The sequence below is a fragment of the Sinorhizobium fredii genome (assembly GCF_002944405.1).
GTDB classification, from domain to species: Bacteria; Pseudomonadota; Alphaproteobacteria; order Rhizobiales; family Rhizobiaceae; genus Sinorhizobium; species Sinorhizobium fredii_C.
In genome coordinates, this window is sequence record NZ_CP024307.1 from 2,438,869 (window position 1) to 2,459,574 (window position 20,706).

Consider the following 20,706-nt stretch of genomic DNA (forward strand, 5'->3'; position numbering starts at 1 on the left):
GTCCGCTCAATCTCCGGTCGCAGGCGCTGCCGGTACGGTCGGCGAAAGCGGCGCCGCCGCCCCGTCCGCGCTGTTGAAATAACGGAAGAATTCGGAGTGCGGCGACAGCACGACGGTTGTGTCCGGATTTCCGATCGACTGGGTATAGGCCGCCATCGAGCGATAGAATTCGAAGAAACCGGGGTCGCGTTGGAAAGCGTCTGCGAAGATGCCCGTCCGCTCGGCTTCGCCCTCGCCTCGAAGGATTTCCGAATCGCGCTGGGCTTCGGCGACGATCTCGACCACCTGGCGATCGGCAATAGCGCGACGGCGCTGGCCCTCTTCGTTGCCGCGGGCGCGGATCAGTTCGGCCTCGGCTAGGCGCTCCGCCTTCATGCGGTCGAAGGTCTGCTGCGAGACTTCCTGCGTCAGGTCCGTCCGGCGGATGCGGACGTCCTCGATGTTGAGTCCGAGCGATTCCGCGTCTCCCCGCAGATCGGCGCGAACCTCGCGCATCATCGACGCGCGCTCGTCCGAAAGCGCCGCCTCGAAGCCCCTCAGGCCGTAGACGCGGCGCAGCGACGCGTCGAGACGCGTGCGAAGACGCGCTTCTGCAGATTCGCGGTCGCCGGACACCGTTTCACGGAAGCGGCGGGGATCGGCGATCCTGTAGACCACGAAGGCGTCCACCTCGTAGAACTTGCCGCCGGAAACCTGCACGCGGATATTGTCGAGGTCGAAGCGGAGCGCCTGGTCCTCGACATATTGTACACGGTCGGCATCCATGAAGGCGAAAGGCAGCTTGAAATAAAGCCCGGGCTCGGTCTTCACGTCGCGGATTTCACCGAAGCGAACGACGATCGCCTGCTGGCGCTCATTGACGACGAACACCGACGAGTAGACGACGACCAGCAGCGCCGCGAGGACGATGAGGATGATGGAACTGCGATTGTTTATCATTGGGTACCTCCCGACTGCGCGGGCCTGCCGATTTCGTTGAGCGGCAGATAGGGCAGCACGCCCTGGCCGTTCTTCTCGTCGAGAATGACCTTTTTCGACTTGCCGAGAACATCCTGCATGGTTTCGAGGTAAAGCCGTCTGCGGGTGACCTCCGGCGCCTTGGAATAGGCGTCATAGACCGAAATGAAGCGCTGCGCCTCACCCTGGGCCTCCTTGACGACGCGGTCCTTGTAGGCGGCCGCCTCTTCCCGGATCTGGGCTCCCTGGCCGCGCGCCTTGCCGAGCACCTGGTTGGCATATTGGTTGGCTTCCTCGACGAAACGGTCCTCATCCTGCTCGGCGCGCTGCACCTCGTCGAAGGCGTCGGCCACTTCGCGCGGCGGCGCCGCATCCTCGATCGCGACCGTGTTCACCGAAATGCCGGCGCCATAGGTGTCCATGGTGGCCTGGATGGTGTTCTTGACGTCGGCGGCGATCGCCTGACGGTTGTCGCGGAAGATGTCCTGGGCCGGGCGCCGGCCGACGACCTCGCGCATGGCGCTCTCGGCCACCTGCTGCAGCGTGTCGGCCGGGTTTTCGACGTTGAAGAGATAGGACTTCGGATCGGTGACCGAGAACAGTACCGAGAATTGCACGTTGACGATATTCTGATCGCCGGACAGCATCAGCCCGGCGCTCGACTGGGCGCCAACACGGCTGCCGATATTCAGCTGCTGCTCCGTCACCTTGACGATCTCGACGGTTTCGAGCGGCCAGAAATGGTAATGCAGGCCGGGCATGGAGATTTCTTCCTTCGGCTTTCCGAAGCGCATCTCGACGCCGCGTTCATCCGGCTGGACGGTGTAGATCGAATTCAGCAGCAGGAAGCCGACGATCAGCAGGCCGACGATGACGAAGATGCCACCGTTGAAGCCGCCCGGAACGACGTTCTTCAGCTGATCCTGGCCGCGACGGATGATCTCTTCCAGATCCGGCGGGCCGCCCCGGCCTCCGCGCGGTCTGTTTCCCTGACCCCATGGCCCTTGATTGCCGCCGCCGCCCCATGGGCCGCCGCCGCCATTCTGATTGCTCCAGGGCATCAAAACCTCTCTTCAAAGAAAATTCTCTCGCTGGACGCCCCGCAGACATGCGGCCGGTCACGACGTGATCCCGTTATAGGTATCATGTGCATTGCTTTCAACGCGATACGGGCGAGTTCACCGTAAAGTGCTAAAAATAGTTGACGGCCTCTCGACGCGATCGGAAAGGAACGAAGCGAGTATTCGCCACCGGTCGGCTTCGACTATTTTGGCAGCGTTTCGCGGCGACGCCACGTGACAAAATGCATCGCATGGCTGTCCTTCTCACCGCGCGGCAGATCCTCCTCGAAGACCTTCTCGAAAATTTGGGGGTCGATCGGCGGAAAGCGCGTATCGCCCTCCACCTCGGCCTGCACTTCGGTCACGTGCAGCACGTCGGCAAGGTCGATCGACTGCCGGTAGATCTCCCCGCCGCCGATGATGCAGATCTCGTCGGCACCGAGCTCCGCCGCATGCGCTCGCGCCTTGTCGAGCGCCTCCTGGAGCGAAGAGGCGACCTCGGCTCCCGGGGCCGTAAAGTTCAGGTCGCGGCTGATGACGATGTTCGGCCGGCTTGGCAGCGGGCGGCCGAGCGACGCCCAGGTCTTTCGCCCCATGATAACCGGCTTGCCGATCGTCAGCGCCTTGAACCGCTTGAGGTCCGTCGAAAGCCGCCACGGCAGGTCGCCCTCGCGCCCGATCACACCGTTGGTCGCAACCGCGACGACGATGACGATTTTCGGCTCCGGTCTTGCATCAGTCATGGAAGCCACTCGGTTTGCTGTCGATTTCGCGGGCGCGCAGCAGCGCCGGCCGGTCGGTCACGGCGTGGATGTAACGGTCGATCACGTCGCTTTCCGGCAGGATCTTGCGCATCCATTGGAGCGCGCTTGCGAGCAGCAGGTCGGCCGCACTCATCCTGTCGCCTATGAGATAGGGCTGGCGCGTCAAGACACCGATGACATGCGCGCACATCTCGGTGTAGAGGCGCGCCAGCATCGGGTTGCTGACTGTCACGCCGGAAATATGGGCAAGCGCCGTCGGCTCGATCACCCCGGCATAATAGGCAAGCCAGGAAAGATAGGCGCCGCGGTCCGGGTGGCCGGGCGGCCGACCGAGGCTTGAGTCGGGATAGAGATCGGTCAGATATTGCACGACGGCGGCCGACTCCCAGACGAGCGTTCCGTCGTGCAGCAGCGCCGGCACCTGCTTGTGCGGATGCGGATTGTTCTCGTCCGGGCCGCCGGACCCATCCCAGCGGCGAATATTGACGTAGCGAATCTCGTATTCGGCGCCGAGCTCCTCGAGCAGCCAGATGATCCGCGACGAGCGCGACAAGGGTGCATGGATCAATGTCAGCATCAGAACCTCCCGTCCTCGCCGGCATTTTTGGGCGTCACCGGGTGACTGGCCGCCCGATACTCCAGTACATTCGCGTTCAGACCGCGACGGGCGCCTTTATATGTGAATAGGCTTCGTAGCCGAAGAGCGTAAAGTCCTCGAACTTGAAGGAGAAAATGTCCTTGACCGCCGGATTGATCTCCATCCTCGGCAGCGCCTTCGGCGTCCGCGTCAGTTGCAGCCGCGCCTGCTCGAAGTGGTTATGGTAGATATGCGCGTCGCCGAGGGTGTGCACGAAGTCGCCCGGCTTCAGCCCGGTCACCTGCGCCACCATCATCGTCAGCAGCGCATAGGACGCGATGTTGAACGGCACGCCCAGGAAGATGTCGGCGGAACGCTGATAAAGCTGGCACGAGAGCTTGCCGTCCGAGACGTAGAACTGGAAGAGGCAATGGCACGGCGGCAGCGCCATTGCGTCGACGAGCGCCGGGTTCCAGGCCGAGACGATGTGCCGGCGCGAATTCGGATTGGTCTTCAGGCCCTCGATCAGCCCGGCGATCTGGTCGATGTGGCCGCCGGCGGGCGCCGGCCAGGACCGCCACTGGTAGCCATAGACAGGCCCGAGTTCGCCGCTTTCATCGGCCCATTCGTCCCAGATGCTGACGCCGTTTTCCTTGAGGTAGGCGATATTCGTCTCGCCCTTCAGGAACCACAGGAGCTCGTGGATGATCGAACGCAGATGCAGCTTCTTGGTGGTCAGCACCGGAAAGCCTTCGGCGAGATCGAAGCGCATCTGATAGCCGAAGACGGAACGCGTGCCGGTGCCTGTCCGGTCGCCCCGGTCGGTTCCGTTGCTCATCACGTGGTCGAGAAGCTCTAGATACTGCCGCATGGTCCTTCGCACCGCCGATTCGTTCGTGCCTTGAAAATAGGACGAAGCCAAGGTGTAAGCCATGGGGGAACCACTGGCGCGGCGACGTTTTCCCGCGATTTGGCGCTTCTATCGCATGCGGAACGCGCGGAGCCCGGAACAGCCGGTGATCTTGAACGTTGGAGGGGGCACCGTATCGGAGCCATCGCTTGATGGAAAGACCTCAGTTCGTTTTCATTTTCGGCACCTTGAAGAAAGGCTTTCCGCTGCATCGGCGCGGCCTGGCGCATGCCGCCTATCTCGGGCCCTATCGCACCGCAGCGAACTATCCGATGCTTGTCGCTGGACCGTGGTTCGCGCCGATGATGTTCCATGAGCCCGGCAGCGGCTTGCGTGTCAGCGGCGAACTCTATGCGATTGACCCCGCTCTTACGACTCGACCGCATGGAGTCGATCGGCAAGCCCGGCAATTTCCGGCGGCGTATTCGCGTGGTGCCGAGGCGGCACGGCTGCCGTTGCGAGGCTTTCGCCTACTTCAAGGCAAGGTTTCTCGCCGCGCCCGTCCACACCGGATATCTGCGATCCTATGAAGACAGGCGCTTCGTGCCGCCCTGGCGCCGCGGAATGTAGTGCCCTAACCTTCTATTTCGCAGGTCGCCGATTTCCGGCGTGGTCCTGGTATTGCTCTGTCTTCGTCGCGTTCTGGTCAAGCCCCCTCGCTTGAGAGTGCTGTGCCTTGTCGCGGTTGGACAATACGTCGCTCTCGCCGACCATTCCGTCTTTCATAGTGGTGCGGGCACCGCTGCCGGAGCCCTTTCCCTTGTCTGGCTTTCCGATGTTCTTACGACTGGCGTTGGCCATTGCCATCTCCTTTGCCGCTCAGCTTTCGCGAGGCTATAGAATTGCCGAAATGAGGCGATCTACCGCCCGGTGTCCTTGTGGTGCCGGCTTTCCTGGTTCTCGCCTCTCAGAATGCTGCGATCGTTCTCCTCGCGCGCATCCGCATGCGCCGTGTCGAGCTTCTGCCCCTTCCGCTCCGCCCTGCGCAGAGCATCCGATCGGTTGAGCTCCGCTTCGGCATCAAAGTCCTTGCCGGCATTCGATGTTTTCTCGCGGCCCTGAATTATCCGTTGCTGCTGTTCGTGCGTCTTCCTGCCGACCATGATCGGATCTCCTGATGGCTCATTTGTTCGTTCGGCCGCGATGGCCCGGATTGGCACCGCCTTGCGGCGTCGGGTCATTCGCCACATCGCCTTCGATCGTGTTGTCTCGCTTGAGGCTTTCGTGGTCCGACGGTCCGCGAATGCCCTTGGACTGACCGATGCCGGGATCCCGCTTGAGGTCCTTGTCGCTCGGTCGTTGTGTTCTCGGTTGTTTGGAGGTTGTCATCGGGGTGCCCTTCCCTTCCTGCCGATCTTGCCGCGCCAGCGGGCATCGCCGGCCTGATGTCTTAACCGGGCCCGGCAGCGAATGTTCCGAGAATGGAGGACGATTGCAGGCCAAGCCCGCAACGTCTGGACGAGAGCGCTGGACGACGATGCCTGGGGAAGGATGGAGATGGATGGGGGAGAGCCGAAGGCGTCGACCGAGGTAAGGGGATGGTGACGGATCCGCCATCCCCTGCCTCTCCGATCAGAGCGTCTGCAGTTTGCCGAGTTCCTTCGCGACGAGGTAGTAGAAGGTGAAGCGGGACTTGGAACGGTCCTCGGCCATGGCCTTTGCAGCCGCGGCGATCGCCGCATCTGCCTCCGACCCGCCGACGCCGAGCTTCTTCTCGCACCACCTCTCTTTGACCCACTCCAGTTCGTCGGGATCGGAGGCCGAGACGAGCGCCGAATCACGATTTCGAAGTGCGATCCCGAGGCGACGCACGATTTTGTTCGCGACGGCCTCATCGGCACTGCTGTCGTATTTCTGTACGTCTGCGAGATAGTCGTTCATGCTTCCCGCCACCTGACGTTTGTTGGCTGAATGCGCACTCTTCGCGAACTGCGTGCAGCAAGGAAAGTTTTGCACGCTATTCGAGCATATCAAGCGTTTGGAGGCAGGCGCAGGCCCGAGACTTATCCGTCTGATTTCCTTTCCTCACCCCTTTTCTTGGCTGCTTGAAAGACCTATATGACAGGAGCCGTCTTCGGGCGGCTATGGCAATAAACGGGCGATGCAATAAACCCATTGGACCCGGGGGCGGTACCCGGCGCCTCCACCAAAAACCGGTCGCTGGACCGGCTTTTGATGGGGGCGAAATAGGATCGACAAGGGCGTAAAGATCGACTTTTTGCTCGGCATTGTACCACCGTTATCGGGCTAAACTTATAGTTGCAAACGACAACTATGCTGAAGCACGTCTCGCTGCCTAACGGCGGTGCGGCACTTCAAATCAAGTCCTTCCGGGTAGCACCGTAAGGCGGGGTCCGAAGGCACCTGGCAACAGAAGCCTTCACCTTCTCCCCCGTGCTGAAATCGGCTATAGATGCCTTGTTAATTGACTCGTCCGATTTGGACGGGCAATGAGACGAAACATGGCCAGGCACGAACGGCCTGACGCCGACCGCCCCGAATAGGGCATTGAATTGCTGTATGAAACGCGATTTCGATCCGAGCCATCATGCGGTAAAGTGAATTTGAAGAAAGACGGGGATCATATGGGCCAGGACCACATCCGCTACGACATTCTGGCGCAGGACGCGCTTCGCGGCGTCATCCGCAAGGTGCTGGCCGAAGTCGCCGCTACCGGCCATCTCCCCGGTGACCACCATTTTTTCATCACTTTCCTGACGGGGGCTCCCGGCGTACGCATCTCGCAACATCTCAAGGCGAAGTACCCGGAACAGATGACGATCGTCGTCCAACATCAATTCTGGGACCTGAAAGTTTCCGAGACCGGCTTTGAAATCGGCCTCTCCTTCTCCGATACGCCGGAAAAGCTGGTCATCCCCTTCAATGCTGTTCGCGGTTTCTACGATCCGTCGGTGAATTTCGAACTCGAGTTCGATGTCGCGGCCGGCGAGGAGGACGAGTCGGAATCGGCGGAGATTACCGCTTACCCGGTCAACGAGGCCGATGACGCTGAGCAGAAGAGCCCGGCGGGCGACGGCCCGAAGGGCGGCGGCGGTTCGGTCGTCTCGCTCGATTCTTTCCGCAAGAAGAACTGACCGCCGGAGCGTGGCATGAGCGGCGAGGTCGTCAACCTGCGTCAGTTCCGCAAGCGACAGGCCCGCGCCGGGCGGGAGAAGCAGGCCGAACAGAATCGAATCTCTTTCGGCCGAACGAAAACGGAAAAATCCCTCACGACGGCCCTGAACGAAAAGGCGACCAAGACGCTCGATCAGGGCCGACTGGAAGGCTCGGCATCGCCAGATCGGCCCGTTGCCGATGGGGACGAGGCCTGAGCCGCCCTCTAAAAAAACGATTCCCCCACAAGGACTTGGAAACGATTCCGGAATCGGATTGCCAACCCGTTGAATCGACTTGTGAGGCCAGGGATGATCGCAAAGCATTCGGCGACGCTGCACGGACACCGCACCAGTTTCACGCTTGAGGATCCCTTCTGGCAGGAGCTGAAGTCGATCGCCAAGAGCCGCGACATGCCGCTCGCGCGTTTGATCGCGGAGATCGACGACGGGCGCAATCGGGAAGTAAACCTCTCCTCGGCGCTGCGGCTATACGTGCTTGCCTGGATAAAAGCCCAGGCAAAGGCCGCGGAACCTCTTTGAGCCGCTCAACCTCATTTTCCTGACTTCTTGATCTACCGCACGGTGATGTCGGGCAGCATGTCGAAGTTCAGCCCCTGCCCCGCCGGCGGGCCGGCGTTCTCGCCGGCGGGCGGCGGCGCATTCCGCTGAACGTCCTGGACCGGAGCGCCTTGAGGCTGCGCTGGCGGCCGCGGAAGTTGGCGCAAGCGCTGGCGCTCCTCTTCGGCCGCCCGACGAGCTTCGGCTGCCCGCGCCATCGCCTCGGCCTTCATCCGCGCCGCTTCGGCCGCGGCCGCCTGGCGCCGGCGCTCCTCGATGATCGCCCGCCGCCGCTGGACTTCGCGCTCGGCGGCCCGCGCCCTGTAAAGCGCCACCTCTCGGCGCAGGCGCTGTTTTTCAAGAACGTTCGCCTGCAGCGTTTCCACCCGCCGACGCTCCTTTTCGTAAGCGCGAAGCGACAGGAAATTGGCAAGGTCGGTAACGTCGACGCTGACGCCGGGGGCCGCAAGCAGTCCCGCATAGCCGAAGCGCACGCGCGGCTCAGCGCCGGCAAGCGCCTCTTCACCCGGCCGGAAGGTGAGATCGACCGCACCGCTTATCCGTTCGGCCGGGAGATCGAAGGAGACTTCGCCGGAGAAGGCAGCATTGCCGTCCGCGGCCGTGACGTTCTGTGCCCTGACGGTTCCGCCGGCGATGCTGAAGGGCGCCTTGACGGTACCGACGACCGATTGGCCATTGAAGAGCACCTCTTCAGCGGCTTTGCGCACGGCGTCCGGCGAAATCTCGGTCTTCATCGCATCGGCCGCCGCCATCAGTTGCGGCAGCGCCGCCGTGTTGATGCCGTTGAGCGTAACGCCATTGAACGTCGCCGAGCCCGAGCCGCTGACCGAACTTGCCATCGCCTTCGGCGTCGCACCGGACGCTTCCATCGCGACGGAAAGGTCGAACCGGCCGGTCGCAACGGGACCGTTCTGCCGCGCCCATCCCGCCGCAGCGAGATCGCCGCCCGTCAGGTCGAACCGCGAGCGCAGGAAACCCGAGCCGTTTGCGTTGCCGACTTGCAGCCGTCCCACGAGCTTACCTCCCAACCAGTCGCCCGCCGCCTCGCTCAAGGCAAGTTCATCGCCTTTCCATTCAAGCTTGCCGCGGAAGCTGGTAATCTCCCCATAGACACCCGGCCAAAAGCGCTTTGCCGTGAGGTCGAGAGCGACGTCGAGCCCCGTCCAGGCGGGCTGCGCGAGGGGCGCCACCGACAATCCACCGGCCGATGGGTCGTGGACCTGTCCAAGAATCCCTTCGCCGAGCCAGGCAAGGTCGATCGTATCGAGCGCCAGTTCGCCGCGCGCCGTGCCGGGCGCCTTGCGGTCGAGCGTCAGACTACCGGCAAACCCGTTCCGGTCGGCGCTGCCTTCGATGGCTGAAAGCGCGACCTTCTCAGGGTCGACTGCGATGTCGGCGGTCAGCTTCACGGGCAGCCCGCTGCCCATCTGCGGCAAGGCAATGCCCTGCAGCAGCAGATAGGGCTCGAAATCCTCCGTCTGCAGCGTCAGCTTGCCCTGACCCTCGAGATAGTGATCCCTCGAAAGGTCGACCGTCCCCTTGGCGGCGATCTGCGTCTTCTCGGTCGTGAAGGTCAGCGAGCCGTTCGCCTCAGAACCCTCCGTGCTCTGCAGCTTGACTGCGAGAATGCCGTTGGCGTCCGCATCGAACGGCAGCGGATCGAGCCCGGCCTGGCCGAGAAGAACCGGGGTCTGCGGGTTCTCGAGCGTCGCCTCCAGCAATATGCCTTTTCCGGCAAGGGCCTGGGCAACGTCCGGCGCCTGATAGCTGGCGGCAATCTTGCCGCCATTGGCGGTGCCGATCACCCCAAAGGTGAAGGGCGCGTTGCCCTCCTTGCTGCCCGCCGTCAAGGTCATGTCGAGGGCAGCGGCGGAATAATAGGGTCCGGCCCGGATCAGCCGCGCCAGGGCCGGGTGGGTGATCGTGTGCCGCCCGACAAGTTCCAAAAACGGCGTCAGCTCTTCGGCGGCAAGCTTCATCTTCGCCGAAATCACCGGCTTCTCGAAACCGCCGCTCACGCGGCCGGAAAAGGCGAGTTGGGCGCCGGAAAGGTTGCCGATTGCCACCCGCTCGGCCTGCAACTGGCCATTCTTGAGCGTTAGGACGGCCTGCACGTCGCGCGCCTCCTCGCCGAAAGCGGAAAACGTCTCGGCGGACAGTTCGGCAGCGATGGCGTGATTGAGCAGGGTTGCGGTCGAAGCATCTCCGGCAACGAGGCCGGCCAGCGCCTGCAGCGCCTCGAGGTCGATGCGGTTTCCCTTGAGCTGCAGCGACAGCGTCGGCTGCTGCTCGGCAAAGGACTGGCGCTCCAGCCTTCCCTTGAGGGTCGCTGGGCCGGCCGCCACTTCGAGCTTCTCGAATTGCTGCAGCGTGTCGGTGAGGTTGACGGTCGCGGCAAAACCCGCCGTCTTAAGCTTGCGAATGGCGGGATCGACCGATCCGGCGAGCCAATTGGCGAGCCCCGACGGTTGATTGGAGGCGACGACGATGTCGCCGCGAAAGGCGCGCTGCCCCATGAGGTTCAGCCGTCCCTTGGCCTCCAGCTGCGTGCGGCCGGGCAACAGCGCCACCGCGTTGTCGACGATCCAGCCGGCGCCGTCAGGTCTGACGTCGAGACGTATGTCGCGCACGGTGGTATCGCCGATGACGATCGCCGGAAGCTTCAGGCTCGCACGGCCCGGCACCTGCGGGATGGGGATGTTGGCGGCAATCGCCATCATCGTTTCGACCCGCTGTCGCAGGGAAACTGCCGGGTCGCGACCGGTCTTGCCGCCCCGGCCGGAATTGCCGATCCGACTGACGTCGATCTGCTGCCCGTCGGCGATCAACAGGAACTTCTGATCCTTGCCGGTATCGAGCGTTGCCTCGCCGGTGACGACATAAGGATCGTCCGGCGGACCGACCTCGAAATGATATTCCGGCACGCGGATGCTCTCATTGGTGAGCTGGAACTCGCCATTGATGCGCAGCGCCCGGCCGGTTCTTCCCTCCTCGGCCGGCCGATTCTCCGTCAGCGTGAAGCGGCCCGCATAGACCGGCCTGAAATCGACGACTTTGAGCTCGCCGTCGAGCTCGACGCCGAAGGGGCGCGCGTCCGGCGTCAGCCGGGCGCGAAGGCTGAGCGCTCCTTCCTCGTCCACCGCATTGCTCACGAAGGAGAAGCTGCCCGCTTCGCCATCGAGCGCGGCACGGCCCTCGACTTTCCAGGGACCGGCCAGCGAACGGGCCGACACGTCGGCGGAAAGATCGCTCACTCGGCGCGTACGCCCGGTCTGCTCGTCGACGAATTCGATCTCGCCGTCCACGATCTCGACGTTTTCCAGCACGACGGTGTTCGCCGGGATCGCCGCGCGCGGGCCGCGCGCCCAATCGAGCGTCCCGTCCGGCTGCAGCCGCAGTTTTGCCCGCGGCCGGTCGAGGCGCATGTCGAAGATCAGCGCCTCGCCGCTTAAGAAGGGTGCGAGCTCGGCGCTCATCGAGAACTGGGCGACCTGGATCAGCGGCTCCCCGCCGCCTTCAGCGCCGACGCGCACGTCGTTGAGGGTCACCGTCGGGAAGGGGATGAGCCGCGCATCGACGCTGCCGTGCACGACGACCGGCTTGCCCATGAGACGGCTCGCCTCGCGCTCGAAATCGGTGCGGAAATCGGTCCAGTTTACGAACAACGGTGCGATCAGCGCCGCAAAAAGCGCGACAACCAACAGGCCGCCAGTGATTACGAAAATTCGCGCCAGCACCGTGTCACATTCCCATCTGTTCCGTTCGCGCCCCACTTTGCGAGTTTCATCCGATCCGCCGGGATCACGTGAAGATCTTGCCCGGGTTGAAGATGTTGTCCGGATCGAGCGAACACTTGATCTGCCGCATCAGATCGATCGTTCCGCCGAGCTCCGCTTCCAGGAACGGCATCTTGCCCTGACCGATGCCATGCTCTCCCGTACAAGTACCATCCATCGACAGTGCACGGCTATTCAGCCGTTCGACGAAAGCCTCGACCCGCGCCACGTCGGCTGGGTCCTTGTCGTCGAACAGCACACCGACGTGGAAATTGCCGTCGCCCGCATGGCCGACGATCGGGGCGATCAGCCCATGTGCGGCGATATCCTCATGTGTCGCGGCGACGCAATCGGCAAGCCGCGAAATCGGTACGCAGACATCGGTCGCCAGGATGGCGGCGCCGGGCTTCAGGCTCTTCTGCGCCCAGTAGGCATTGTGCCGCGCCCGCCACAGGCGCGCCCGCTCTTCCGGGTTGGTGGTCCAGACAAATCCTGTAGAACCAAATTCCGACGCTATTTCGGCGAACTGGCGCGATTGCAGCTCGACGCTCTCGGTGCTGCCGTGAAATTCGACGAAGAGTGTCGGCATTTCCCCATAGTCCAGACCGGAATAGGCGTTGCAGGCCCGCATCTGCACGGCGTCGAGGAGTTCGATGCGGGCTACGGGAATGCCCGACTGAATTGTCAGGATGACAGCGTTGCAGGCGTCGGCAATCGTCGGGAACGCGCAGACGCCGCCCGATATCACCTCCGGGATGCCCTGCAGGCGCAGCGTGATCGAGGTGAGGATGCCGAGGGTCCCTTCCGCCCCGACGAAAAGCCGCGTCAGATCATAGCCGGCCGAGGACTTGCGGGCCCGGTGTGCGGTTCTGACCTCTCGTCCCCCGGCGACGACCGCGGTGACCGCAAGCACGTTCTCTCTCATGGTGCCGTAGCGCACCGCATTGGTGCCGGACGCCCGCGTCGAGGTCATGCCACCGATCGAGGCATTCGCGCCCGGGTCGATCGGGAAGAAGAGGCCTGTATCGCGCAGATAGGCGTTCAATTCCTCGCGCGTCACGCCCGGCTCGACCGTGCAGTCGAGGTCCTCGGCATTGACGGCAAGGATGCGGTTCATCCGCATCATGTCGACCGATATGCCGCCATGCGGCGCATTCACATGGCCCTCGAGTGAAGAGCCGGCGCCGAAGGCAATGAGCGGCACGCAATGCGCCGATGCGATCTCGACGATCTCGCGAACTTCGGATGCACTTTCGGGAAAAACGACCGCGTCCGGAAGCTGTGCCGGGATGTAGGTCGTCGTGTTGGCGTGCTGGGACCGGATGGCCTCTCCCGTCTGAAACCGATCACCGAACCGTCCGCCGAGGAGCGTCTTGGCTGCGGCGATGCCGCTTTCGTTCCTCGACCCCGCCCTGATCGCCTTCAACGCCACGACATCTTCCCTCCTGCGACGTACATGCCGAAAGGCAGCCGCCGCAACGTTCTTTAACGCCCGCACAATCTATCCTCAATTCGACGCCGAATTAAGAAGTTATACAGTCACCAACTGCGGAAAGCCGCCGGGCAGTCCGCTTCGCATCGGATCGCGCTGCGCTCCAGCCGTTCGGTGACCGCTTTGCCCTGACCGTCCGCCAAGGACGCTCGATTGACCTCCAACGGGCCAAGGCAGAACGTCGATGGCGAAGCGCTTTCATTTCAAGGCGCTACTGTGCAAATCGGAATCGGTTTGTCCAGAAGTTACGCGATCCCTTGCGGCGCGCGCATCCCAAATCACCGCCGCTGATACCGGCTTGTCACAAACCTCGCACGCCTCGCGGAAGCGCGCAATGGAGGACGGCCATCAGCCTATAATGCAGCTTTTGTTTGCGAGCCCTTCGGGTATCATGTCTGAAAACGGGAGAGCGTCTGATGTTCGGCCTGCTCGCTTTGATTACGTCATCCGTCTTCTTCGGCGCCGCCATTTACATCAACATTGCAGAACAGCCGGCCCGGCTTCGCCTCGACCACCGCGCCGCACTGGCAGAGTGGGGTCCAGCCTATCGCCGCGGCTTCGAGATGCAGGCCTCTCTGGCGATCATATCCGGTCTCCTCGGCGCTGCCGCCTGGTGGCAGAGCGGCAACCCCCTTTGGGGCCTCGGCGCCGCCGTCATTATCCTGAACTGGCCCTATACGCTGATGCTGATCATGCCGATCAACAACCGTCTGGAGACGACGCCCCCGGACCAGGCGAGCGAGGAGACGCGCGAGCTCATCATGCGCTGGGGCAAATTCCATGCCGGTCGCAGCGCTCTCGGCGCGGTTGCAACGGCAATCTATCTTGCTGCAGCCGCTGACCGGATGTGAGCTAGACGATTTCTGCTAACACCTTGATCGAGCTTGGCGATCTCGGCTGCAACCGGCCGGGCGAGGCGCCCCTACTTCGACACAAAATGTAACCCGCTGCCGGCTGTCATCTCCTGTGGGATCTCGAGTTTTGTATACAAAATCGCATAGCAATGTTGACAATAATGTACTTTAGGCTTTCCCTAACACATCCGCAGCCACATCGCGCCGGATGAAAAATGGGGAGTGAGATGATCAACAGACGCTCGACATTGAAATCGCTGGCGCTTGGCGCCGTTTCATTTCTGGCTATCGTGGCGGGAGGAGCGTTTTCCGCGCAGGCCGAGAACAAGGAGCTCAAAATCGGTTTCGTCGGTGTGACCAGCGGTCCCGCCGCAGCTTGGGGCACATCGAACGTCCGCTCGATGCAGACGCGGGCCGACTGGCTCAACGAAACGGGTGGCGTGAAGATCGGCGAAGATACCTACAACATCAACATCGTCACCTTCGACGACCAGAAGGACCCGAAGCGGGCCATCGCCGGCATGGAAAAAATGGCCCAGGAAGGTATCCACTATGTGGTCGGGCCGAATGTAGATGACGGCGCTGCCGCCGTCCGCCCGGTGGCGGAATCCAAGGGGATCATCTATTTCCCCTATGCCTTCCCGAAAGCCCTCTATACGCCTCCGGCTTCGAATGCCGTGCTCGGAATGGTCGCCAACTATCAGTCGGGACCGGCCATCTACAAATATCTGAAAGAAAACAAGGGCGTGAAGAAGGTTGCCTTTATCGCGGCCAACGAATCCGATCCGCTCAGCCAGCGCGACAGCGGCGTTGCCGCGGCCAAGGAACTCGGGCTCGAGGTGGTCGCGGAGAAAGACACCTACCAGAACGACACCCGCGACTTCACGCCCGTGCTGACACCGATCGTGCAACTGAAGCCTGACCTCCTCGTGCTCTCGGGTGTCGCACCGGCAAATGCGCCGCTCCTGATCCGCGCGGCCCGCGAACTCGGTTACGAGGGCCTGATCTCGGCGGAAACTGCGCAGGACGCCACCGTCCTGCAAGAGGGCGCTGGCGAACTTGCCAATGGTTTCATTTCCGTCGGTGGCGCGTCGACGCCGGAAATCCGCACGCCGGTGATGGAGGAGTTCATCGATCGCTACACCAAGAAGTTCGGCGAGTACAATGACGAGTCGAACACCAAGGTCTACGCGCTCGAGTACATTATCGAGACGCTGAAGGCGAACCCCAAGGCGATCGATGACGTCGAAGAGTTCAAGAAGACCATGGACACCTTCTCGGCGCCCAATCCCTACGCCAAGGACAGCACACTGAAATATGTCGGCGCTACCTCCTTCGGCCAGAAACGACAGCTCTCCGTTCCGATGGTGGTGACCGAGTTCAAGGACGGCCAATTCCAGACCCTGTTCGTCGGCGAAGTGGACTGACGCTCGCAGACCGATAGGCCGGGGGGCGCGGCTCGCGCCCCCCGGCAAACTCAAAGCGCTTCGCACCGCCAAGCTCGACAGGGGCCGATTCGCCGCATGGAACAGGTAATTGCCAACGGACTCTATCTCGGCGCCCAGTATGCGCTGATCGCGTTGGGGCTGACGCTGATCTTCGCCCTGATGAACGTGCTCAATTTCGCGCACGGGCAGATGTATGTGCTGGGCGGCTTCGTGACCTACACGATCTATGGCCAGCTCAAGCTGCCATTCGTCGTGGCGCTGATCTGCTCGGGCGTGACGCTGGCGATCATCGGCGCACTCATGGAAAAGTTCCTCTTCCGGCCGGTGGTCCGCCGCAGCAAGCGCGAGGAGAGCACGATGCTGCTGGCCGCGGCGACGGCATTCTTTCTTGATGCCGTCATGCTGCTCCTGTTCGGCGAGAAGCAGCGAGGCGTGCCGAAGATCATCAGCGGCGTCTTCGTCTCCGACAGGGTAATCCTGCCCTACGACCGCATTGCCGTCGGCGTGATCGCCATCCTGATGATCGCCGCCTTCATGCTCTTCATGCAATACAGCAAGCCCGGCCGCGCCATGCGGGCGCTGGCGCAGGACCGCGTTGCGGCACAGTTGATGGGCGTCAAGGTCGAGCGCTACTCAATGATCGGCTTCGCGCTCGGGGCGATGCTTGCGGGCGTCGTCGGGGGATTGCTCGTCAGCATCACCGGAGTGAATTCCGGTATAGGCGGGCCGATCTCCATCAAAGCCTTCCTTATGGTGATGATCGGCGGCGCCGGGGTCGTCGGCGGCGCGATTGCGGGCGGCTTCATCCTTGGCATGATGGAATCGGTGGGCCTGACCGTGCTGCGCGAATATGGCGACATCACCTACCTCGTCATCTTTGCTCTGCTGATGATCTTCCTAAGCATCCGTCCGCACGGGCTGATGGGAAAACCGTGGGGTTGATCGCATGCGCAAGGCTTCGGCTCCCACCTTCAAGATCGCCTCGGCAGTCCTTTTCCTGCTCGTCCTGCTTGTCGCAGTGCCGCTGCTGATCAACGCCACGGGACGAAGCGACCTCTACTATACGCTGACATCGGTGGCGCTGCTCAGCATCATCAGCGCGGGCGTGTGGATCACCTTCTATATTGGCCGCATCAATATCGGCCAGGGCGCATATGCGTTGATGGGCGGCTATGTCTCCGCCATCCTGGTGATGAATTATGGCATGTCCTTCTGGCTGACACTGCCATTGGCGGGTCTCTTCTGCGCCGTCGCGAGCGTGCTGATCGGCCTGCCCATCCTGCGGCTGCGCGGCGTCTATTTCGCGATGGTGTCGCTGGTATTGACCGAGGTTGCCCGCCTTCTCGCCCTTGCTCTGCCGATTACCAATGGTGCCAGTGGCATCGTCAGCATTCCGCTGCCGACCGGCATTAGCTTTTTCGGCCTAACGCTCGTTCCGGATTTTGCCACACTGGCCAATCCCCGTCTGGCCTTCTATATCGTTGCGGTGCTTTTGATGGCGCTCTGCTTTCTCGGCCTCTACCGGCTCGCTCATTCCCGCATCGGACAACTCTGCCAGTCACTGCAGCAGAACGAGGAACTCGCTTCGTCGATCGGCGTCAACATCGCCTATCTCCGCGTCATCGCCTATGCGCTTTCCTCCTTCCTCGGCGGGGTCGGCGGAGCGATGTTCGCCTCGATCTCCCAATCGATCTATCCGTCGAGCTTCACCGTCGCCGACTCGGTCAACTTCATGCTGAACTGCTTCCTCGGCGGGCTCGGCTACGTGCTCGGGCCGATGCTCGGTACGTTCGTGCTCTATTTCGGCTGGGATCTGCTGTTCCAGACCGGCGAATTCCAGCTCCTGATCTTCTCCGCAGTGCTGATCGTGCTGATGCTGGTCCTCCCCAACGGCCTCCTCAGCCTGGCACTCCCGCGCAAAAGGAGCCTCTAGCGATGCCGGACATCCTGGAAGTTGTCGGGCTTACCAAACGTTTCGGCGGCCTCGTCGCGGTCAACGACGTATCCTTCACCGTCCGTGAGCGCGAGATCCTCTCGGTGATCGGGCCGAACGGCGCCGGCAAGTCGACACTGTTCAAGCTGATATCATCCTTCCTCCGACCGACGCACGGCGAAGTCCGCTTCAATCGCGAGCGCATCTCCGGTCTCGCGCCGCACATCACTGCCCGCAAGGGCGTCGTGCGGACGTTCCAGGAAACGACGATATTCAAGGACATGACGGTCCGCGACAACGTCGTGACCGCCCATCATCTGCGTTCGCGCGCCAGTCTTGCCGGTTTCTACTTCGGGAGCGCTGCGGCGCGGCGCGATCTCGAGGCCTTCGGTGCCTCGGCGGACGAAATCCTTGTGTTCCTCGGACTGGACGCGATGCGCAGCGAGATTGCCAGCACCCTGCCGCACGGTCATCTGCGTGCACTCGGCATTGCGATCGCGCTTGCCACCGACCCCGCCATCATGCTCCTCGATGAACCTTTCGCCGGCATGAACCACGACGAGACCCGCCGCGCTGTCGAAATCGTCCGCAAGCTGCGTGAACGCGGCGTTACGGTGCTCCTCGTCGAGCACGACATGCCGGCCGTCATGAATATTTCCGACCGTATTGTCGTGCTCAACTTCGGCCAGAAAATCGCCGAGGGCACCCCGGCCGAAATCCAGCAGAACCCCAAGGTCATCGAGGCTTATCTCGGTGCCGAAGACGAATCGATCGGAATGTAGTCCATGGAGCCGCTGCTCAAATTCGATGACGTCGAACTCTACTACGACCACGTCTATGCGCTGAAAGGCGTCACCATTGAGGTTCAAGAGGGCGAGACCGTTGCGCTGATCGGAGCCAATGGCGCAGGCAAGTCGTCCATCCTGCGCGCCATCACCGGCTTGCGGAAAATCCGCAAGGGCGAGATCCGCTATCACGGGAAGCGCATCGACGGTGTCGCACCGGACGAGATCGTCCGGATGGGCATCTCGATGGTGCCCGAGGCGCGCCGCGTCTTTCCTTTCATGACCGTGCGCGACAATCTGCTGATGGGCGCCTTCACCCGCAGCGACAAGGCCGAGATTCAGCAGAGCATCGATATGGTGCTGACGCGTTTCCCGCGTCTCAAGGAGCGATATTCGCAGCAGGCCGGGACGATGAGCGGCGGCGAGCAGCAGATGCTGGTCATCGGCCGAGCGCTAATGGCCCGGCCGCGTCTGCTCCTGCTCGACGAGCCGTCGCTCGGTGTCGCTCCGAAGCTGGTGCAGGACATTGCCCGGTCAATCGTGGCGATCAATCGCGACGAAAAGGTCAGTGTGCTGCTGGTCGAGCAGAACTCGCGCATGGCGCTGAGGATCTCGCAGCGCGCCTATGCATTGACGACCGGCCAGGTCGCGCTCAGCGGCAATTCCCCTGAATTGCTAACCGACGAACGGGTCAAGCATCTCTATCTCGGCGGTGAATTCTAGGCAGCTCAATCATGCGCATACTCGTGATAAACCCCAATACGACCACGTCGATGACCGACAAGATCGGCAAGGCGGCACAAGCTGCGGCGTCGCCGGCAACGGAGGTCGTTGCTGTCAATCCCAAGGACGGCCCGCCGAGCATCGAGGGCTACTTCGACGAGGTCTTCTCGGTGCCAGGCATCATCGCGGAAATGGCGAAGGCAGGTACGATGGATGCCTATGTGATCGCCTGTTTCGATGACACGGGGCTCGACGCGGCACGCTGCGCCACCGAAGCACCCGTCATCGGGATCGGCGAAGCGGCCTTCCACCTCGCCACCCTCATTGCCGGCAAGTTCAGCGTCGTGACCACGCTTGCACGTTCGGTGCCGGCGATCGAACACAATCTGCTGAAATACGGTCTCTCGTCCCGCTGCGCCAAGGTCCGCGCCTCGGATGTGGCGGTGCTCGATCTCGAGCTACCGGGCTCGGACGCGCGCCACAAGATTTCCGCCGAAATTGCGCGTGCCGTCGCCGAGGACAAGGCCGAAGCAATCGTGCTTGGTTGCGCGGGGATGGCGGATCTCGCTCACGCTCTCTCGATCGAGCACGGTGTGCCGGTGCTCGACGGGGTCGCCTGCGCGGTCCGGCTCGCAGAAACAGTCTCGGCTCTTGGTCTCAGGACGTCGAAGATCGGCGGCTACGCCGAACCGCGCGCGAAACGATTCTCGGGGCGTTACGCGCCGTGGTCTCCGCCACTACAGCGCAGCAAGTCTAGTTAGACGCGCAAAAGGTCGCTGTAGCATTTTGAGATTGCTGCACGATTTTGTCCTTAAATCGATTCCGATGTTAGGGAATCACGCAGCAGGCAGGAACTCGACCGGCGCTCCAAAGCGCGACGTCCTCCGGGGCTGTCCGATTGGTTGGATTGACCGATGAGCACGCCCTATGAGAATTCATGAGCTTCGAGTCGAAGCGCGGACGTATTGGTCAGCGCGCACCGCATGACGCAAGCTCGCCAGAGACGATGAAATGTTGACGACCCTCAGGCCCGAAAAAGATCGCAAGAAACCGGCGGCGCGCTGGTCACCGATCTATCATGGTCTGAGGGATGCAATCGTCAGCCATCGGCTGACGCCGGGCACAAAACTGCCGGAGGATGAACTCGCCTCGATCTATTCAGTAAGCCGAACCGTCATCCGCGCCGCACTTCAGGCCCTCGCCCATGACTGGCTGGTGCGGCTGGAGCCAAATAGGGGTGCCTTCGTCGCGCAACCTTCGCCAAAGGAGGCACGCGAAGTATTCGAGGCCCGCGCACTGATCGAGCCCCGCGTAGCCGCGCTCGCCGCACAGGTCGCAAGGGCCGAGGACGTAACCTTGCTGCGTGGCCATCTCGAAAGAGAGCACGAGGCGCTTGACGCCGGGCGCGACAGCGATGCCATCATGCTGTCCGCCATGTTCCATGTCGGCGTTGCCGAGATCGCCGATCAAGCCGTCCTGACCGGCTTCGTGCGCGATCTTGTGTCGCACTCCTCACTGATCATCGCGCTTTATTGGAAGCGTCGGGATACAACCTGCGAGAGCCACGCGCATCATGCGCTGGTCGACGCCATCGAGGCACGTGATTCAGATAGGGCCGCGCAACTGATGAAAGACCATCTACACGATCTGCTGTCCGGCCTCGAGCTCAAGCGCACCGGCCGGAAACCGGAACATCTCGCCGACATCCTCCGCTGAGATCTCCTACAGCGC

23 protein-coding genes and 1 other RNA gene are annotated in these 20,706 nt (G+C 62.4%); 13 read left to right on the forward strand and 11 right to left on the reverse strand.

The window, feature by feature from the left end:
- Positions 1–6: 6 nt before the first annotated feature.
- From hflC to NXT3_RS12060, 5 genes are all read right to left on the reverse strand, one after another.
- The gene (hflC, locus tag NXT3_RS12040; protein ID WP_037415651.1) at positions 7–939 is read right to left on the reverse strand and encodes a protease modulator HflC; all 933 of its coding nucleotides are present in this window, start codon (positions 937–939) and stop codon (positions 7–9) included.
- Positions 936–2,018, reverse strand: a complete 1,083-nt coding sequence (gene hflK / locus NXT3_RS12045; protein ID WP_037415648.1) for an FtsH protease activity modulator HflK — start codon at positions 2,016–2,018, stop codon at positions 936–938. Before hflK ends, hflC begins: the two co-directional genes overlap by 4 nt.
- Before the next feature lie 203 nt (positions 2,019–2,221).
- Complete coding sequence (locus NXT3_RS12050; protein WP_097525360.1) at positions 2,222–2,761, reverse strand: dihydrofolate reductase; 540 nt, start codon at positions 2,759–2,761, stop codon at positions 2,222–2,224.
- Positions 2,754–3,359, reverse strand: a complete 606-nt coding sequence (locus NXT3_RS12055) for a glutathione S-transferase family protein (RefSeq protein ID WP_104839400.1) — start codon at positions 3,357–3,359, stop codon at positions 2,754–2,756. Before NXT3_RS12055 ends, NXT3_RS12050 begins: the two co-directional genes overlap by 8 nt.
- A 76-nt stretch (positions 3,360–3,435) precedes the next feature.
- Positions 3,436–4,230 carry a thymidylate synthase gene (locus tag NXT3_RS12060; RefSeq protein WP_104839993.1) on the reverse strand — a complete coding sequence of 265 codons (795 nt, stop codon included), beginning with the start codon at positions 4,228–4,230 and terminating at the stop codon, positions 3,436–3,438.
- A gap of 191 nt (positions 4,231–4,421) precedes the next feature.
- Between NXT3_RS12060 and NXT3_RS12065 the strand changes: the two genes are divergently transcribed.
- Positions 4,422–4,799 carry a gamma-glutamylcyclotransferase family protein gene (locus NXT3_RS12065; protein ID WP_234828041.1) on the forward strand — a complete coding sequence of 126 codons (378 nt, stop codon included), beginning with the start codon at positions 4,422–4,424 and terminating at the stop codon, positions 4,797–4,799.
- Between the two features lie 52 nt (positions 4,800–4,851).
- Here the strand turns inward: NXT3_RS12065 and NXT3_RS12070 are convergent, their stop codons facing one another.
- The 4 genes from NXT3_RS12070 to NXT3_RS12085 all read right to left on the reverse strand — a co-directional run bounded on the left by NXT3_RS12070 (position 4,852) and on the right by NXT3_RS12085 (position 6,150).
- The gene (locus tag NXT3_RS12070) at positions 4,852–5,070 is read right to left on the reverse strand and encodes a hypothetical protein (protein ID WP_037415662.1); all 219 of its coding nucleotides are present in this window, start codon (positions 5,068–5,070) and stop codon (positions 4,852–4,854) included.
- Between the two features lie 59 nt (positions 5,071–5,129).
- Positions 5,130–5,372, reverse strand: a complete 243-nt coding sequence (locus tag NXT3_RS12075) for a hypothetical protein (RefSeq protein WP_037415629.1) — start codon at positions 5,370–5,372, stop codon at positions 5,130–5,132.
- Between the two features lie 19 nt (positions 5,373–5,391).
- The gene (locus tag NXT3_RS12080) at positions 5,392–5,598 is read right to left on the reverse strand and encodes a hypothetical protein (protein ID WP_037415625.1); all 207 of its coding nucleotides are present in this window, start codon (positions 5,596–5,598) and stop codon (positions 5,392–5,394) included.
- A 243-nt stretch (positions 5,599–5,841) separates the two neighbouring features.
- Complete coding sequence (locus NXT3_RS12085) at positions 5,842–6,150, reverse strand: DUF2853 family protein (protein ID WP_104839401.1); 309 nt, start codon at positions 6,148–6,150, stop codon at positions 5,842–5,844.
- A 147-nt stretch (positions 6,151–6,297) separates the two neighbouring features.
- Here NXT3_RS12085 and ssrA point away from each other — a divergent pair.
- The 4 genes from ssrA to NXT3_RS12105 all read left to right on the forward strand — a co-directional run bounded on the left by ssrA (position 6,298) and on the right by NXT3_RS12105 (position 7,925).
- Positions 6,298–6,654, forward strand: a transfer-messenger RNA (tmRNA) gene (ssrA, locus tag NXT3_RS12090).
- 200 nt (positions 6,655–6,854) lie between these two features.
- Positions 6,855–7,364, forward strand: coding sequence for an SspB family protein (locus NXT3_RS12095; protein WP_037415622.1), 510 nt, complete (start codon positions 6,855–6,857; stop codon positions 7,362–7,364).
- Positions 7,365–7,379: 15 nt separating this feature from the next.
- On the forward strand, positions 7,380–7,601 hold the full coding sequence (locus NXT3_RS12100) for a DUF4169 family protein (RefSeq protein ID WP_097538103.1): 222 nt from the start codon (positions 7,380–7,382) through the stop codon (positions 7,599–7,601).
- A gap of 93 nt (positions 7,602–7,694) precedes the next feature.
- Complete coding sequence (locus NXT3_RS12105; protein ID WP_104839402.1) at positions 7,695–7,925, forward strand: ribbon-helix-helix domain-containing protein; 231 nt, start codon at positions 7,695–7,697, stop codon at positions 7,923–7,925.
- Positions 7,926–7,957: 32 nt separating this feature from the next.
- Here the strand turns inward: NXT3_RS12105 and NXT3_RS12110 are convergent, their stop codons facing one another.
- Together NXT3_RS12110 and NXT3_RS12115 are read right to left on the reverse strand one after the other, a co-directional pair.
- Entirely contained in the window at positions 7,958–11,701 is a 3,744-nt protein-coding gene (locus NXT3_RS12110) for an AsmA family protein (RefSeq protein WP_104839403.1), read from the reverse strand.
- A 64-nt stretch (positions 11,702–11,765) separates the two neighbouring features.
- Complete coding sequence (locus tag NXT3_RS12115; protein ID WP_104839404.1) at positions 11,766–13,172, reverse strand: FAD-binding oxidoreductase; 1,407 nt, start codon at positions 13,170–13,172, stop codon at positions 11,766–11,768.
- Between the two features lie 476 nt (positions 13,173–13,648).
- Here NXT3_RS12115 and NXT3_RS12120 point away from each other — a divergent pair, with 476 nt between their 5' ends.
- The 8 genes from NXT3_RS12120 to NXT3_RS12155 all read left to right on the forward strand — a co-directional run bounded on the left by NXT3_RS12120 (position 13,649) and on the right by NXT3_RS12155 (position 20,691).
- The gene (locus NXT3_RS12120) at positions 13,649–14,083 is read left to right on the forward strand and encodes an anthrone oxygenase family protein (protein WP_037415608.1); all 435 of its coding nucleotides are present in this window, start codon (positions 13,649–13,651) and stop codon (positions 14,081–14,083) included.
- 230 nt (positions 14,084–14,313) lie between these two features.
- A complete protein-coding gene (locus tag NXT3_RS12125; RefSeq protein WP_104839405.1) occupies positions 14,314–15,513 on the forward strand; it encodes an ABC transporter substrate-binding protein in 1,200 nt (399 codons plus the stop codon).
- Positions 15,514–15,609: 96 nt separating this feature from the next.
- On the forward strand, positions 15,610–16,476 hold the full coding sequence (locus NXT3_RS12130; protein ID WP_037415602.1) for a branched-chain amino acid ABC transporter permease: 867 nt from the start codon (positions 15,610–15,612) through the stop codon (positions 16,474–16,476).
- A gap of 4 nt (positions 16,477–16,480) precedes the next feature.
- Positions 16,481–17,467 carry a branched-chain amino acid ABC transporter permease gene (locus NXT3_RS12135; protein WP_104839406.1) on the forward strand — a complete coding sequence of 329 codons (987 nt, stop codon included), beginning with the start codon at positions 16,481–16,483 and terminating at the stop codon, positions 17,465–17,467.
- 2 nt (positions 17,468–17,469) lie between these two features.
- On the forward strand, positions 17,470–18,249 hold the full coding sequence (locus NXT3_RS12140; protein ID WP_037415600.1) for an ABC transporter ATP-binding protein: 780 nt from the start codon (positions 17,470–17,472) through the stop codon (positions 18,247–18,249).
- A gap of 3 nt (positions 18,250–18,252) precedes the next feature.
- Complete coding sequence (locus NXT3_RS12145; RefSeq protein WP_104839407.1) at positions 18,253–18,975, forward strand: ABC transporter ATP-binding protein; 723 nt, start codon at positions 18,253–18,255, stop codon at positions 18,973–18,975.
- 11 nt (positions 18,976–18,986) lie between these two features.
- Entirely contained in the window at positions 18,987–19,736 is a 750-nt protein-coding gene (locus NXT3_RS12150) for an aspartate/glutamate racemase family protein (RefSeq protein WP_097525352.1), read from the forward strand.
- 250 nt (positions 19,737–19,986) lie between these two features.
- Entirely contained in the window at positions 19,987–20,691 is a 705-nt protein-coding gene (locus NXT3_RS12155) for a GntR family transcriptional regulator (protein WP_037415590.1), read from the forward strand.
- Positions 20,692–20,706 lie beyond the last annotated feature (15 nt).

Excerpts from the sequence above, each read along its gene's own strand:
- hflC (WP_037415651.1), bottom strand. The coding sequence starts at position 939 with ATGATAAACAATCGCAGTTCCATCATCCTCATCGTCCTCGCGGCGCTG.
- hflK (WP_037415648.1), bottom strand. The coding sequence starts at position 2,018 with ATGCCCTGGAGCAATCAGAATGGCGGCGGCGGCCCATGGGGCGGCGGC.
- NXT3_RS12050 (WP_097525360.1), bottom strand. The coding sequence starts at position 2,761 with ATGACTGATGCAAGACCGGAGCCGAAAATCGTCATCGTCGTCGCGGTT.
- NXT3_RS12055 (WP_104839400.1), bottom strand. The coding sequence starts at position 3,359 with ATGCTGACATTGATCCATGCACCCTTGTCGCGCTCGTCGCGGATCATC.
- NXT3_RS12060 (WP_104839993.1), bottom strand. The coding sequence starts at position 4,230 with ATGCGGCAGTATCTAGAGCTTCTCGACCACGTGATGAGCAACGGAACC.
- NXT3_RS12065 (WP_234828041.1), top strand. The coding sequence starts at position 4,422 with ATGGAAAGACCTCAGTTCGTTTTCATTTTCGGCACCTTGAAGAAAGGC.
- NXT3_RS12070 (WP_037415662.1), bottom strand. The coding sequence starts at position 5,070 with ATGGCCAACGCCAGTCGTAAGAACATCGGAAAGCCAGACAAGGGAAAG.
- NXT3_RS12075 (WP_037415629.1), bottom strand. The coding sequence starts at position 5,372 with ATGGTCGGCAGGAAGACGCACGAACAGCAGCAACGGATAATTCAGGGC.
- NXT3_RS12080 (WP_037415625.1), bottom strand. The coding sequence starts at position 5,598 with ATGACAACCTCCAAACAACCGAGAACACAACGACCGAGCGACAAGGAC.
- NXT3_RS12085 (WP_104839401.1), bottom strand. The coding sequence starts at position 6,150 with ATGAACGACTATCTCGCAGACGTACAGAAATACGACAGCAGTGCCGAT.
- NXT3_RS12095 (WP_037415622.1), top strand. The coding sequence starts at position 6,855 with ATGGGCCAGGACCACATCCGCTACGACATTCTGGCGCAGGACGCGCTT.
- NXT3_RS12100 (WP_097538103.1), top strand. The coding sequence starts at position 7,380 with ATGAGCGGCGAGGTCGTCAACCTGCGTCAGTTCCGCAAGCGACAGGCC.
- NXT3_RS12105 (WP_104839402.1), top strand. The coding sequence starts at position 7,695 with ATGATCGCAAAGCATTCGGCGACGCTGCACGGACACCGCACCAGTTTC.
- NXT3_RS12120 (WP_037415608.1), top strand. The coding sequence starts at position 13,649 with ATGTTCGGCCTGCTCGCTTTGATTACGTCATCCGTCTTCTTCGGCGCC.
- NXT3_RS12125 (WP_104839405.1), top strand. The coding sequence starts at position 14,314 with ATGATCAACAGACGCTCGACATTGAAATCGCTGGCGCTTGGCGCCGTT.
- NXT3_RS12130 (WP_037415602.1), top strand. The coding sequence starts at position 15,610 with ATGGAACAGGTAATTGCCAACGGACTCTATCTCGGCGCCCAGTATGCG.
- NXT3_RS12135 (WP_104839406.1), top strand. The coding sequence starts at position 16,481 with ATGCGCAAGGCTTCGGCTCCCACCTTCAAGATCGCCTCGGCAGTCCTT.
- NXT3_RS12140 (WP_037415600.1), top strand. The coding sequence starts at position 17,470 with ATGCCGGACATCCTGGAAGTTGTCGGGCTTACCAAACGTTTCGGCGGC.
- NXT3_RS12145 (WP_104839407.1), top strand. The coding sequence starts at position 18,253 with ATGGAGCCGCTGCTCAAATTCGATGACGTCGAACTCTACTACGACCAC.
- NXT3_RS12150 (WP_097525352.1), top strand. The coding sequence starts at position 18,987 with ATGCGCATACTCGTGATAAACCCCAATACGACCACGTCGATGACCGAC.
- NXT3_RS12155 (WP_037415590.1), top strand. The coding sequence starts at position 19,987 with ATGTTGACGACCCTCAGGCCCGAAAAAGATCGCAAGAAACCGGCGGCG.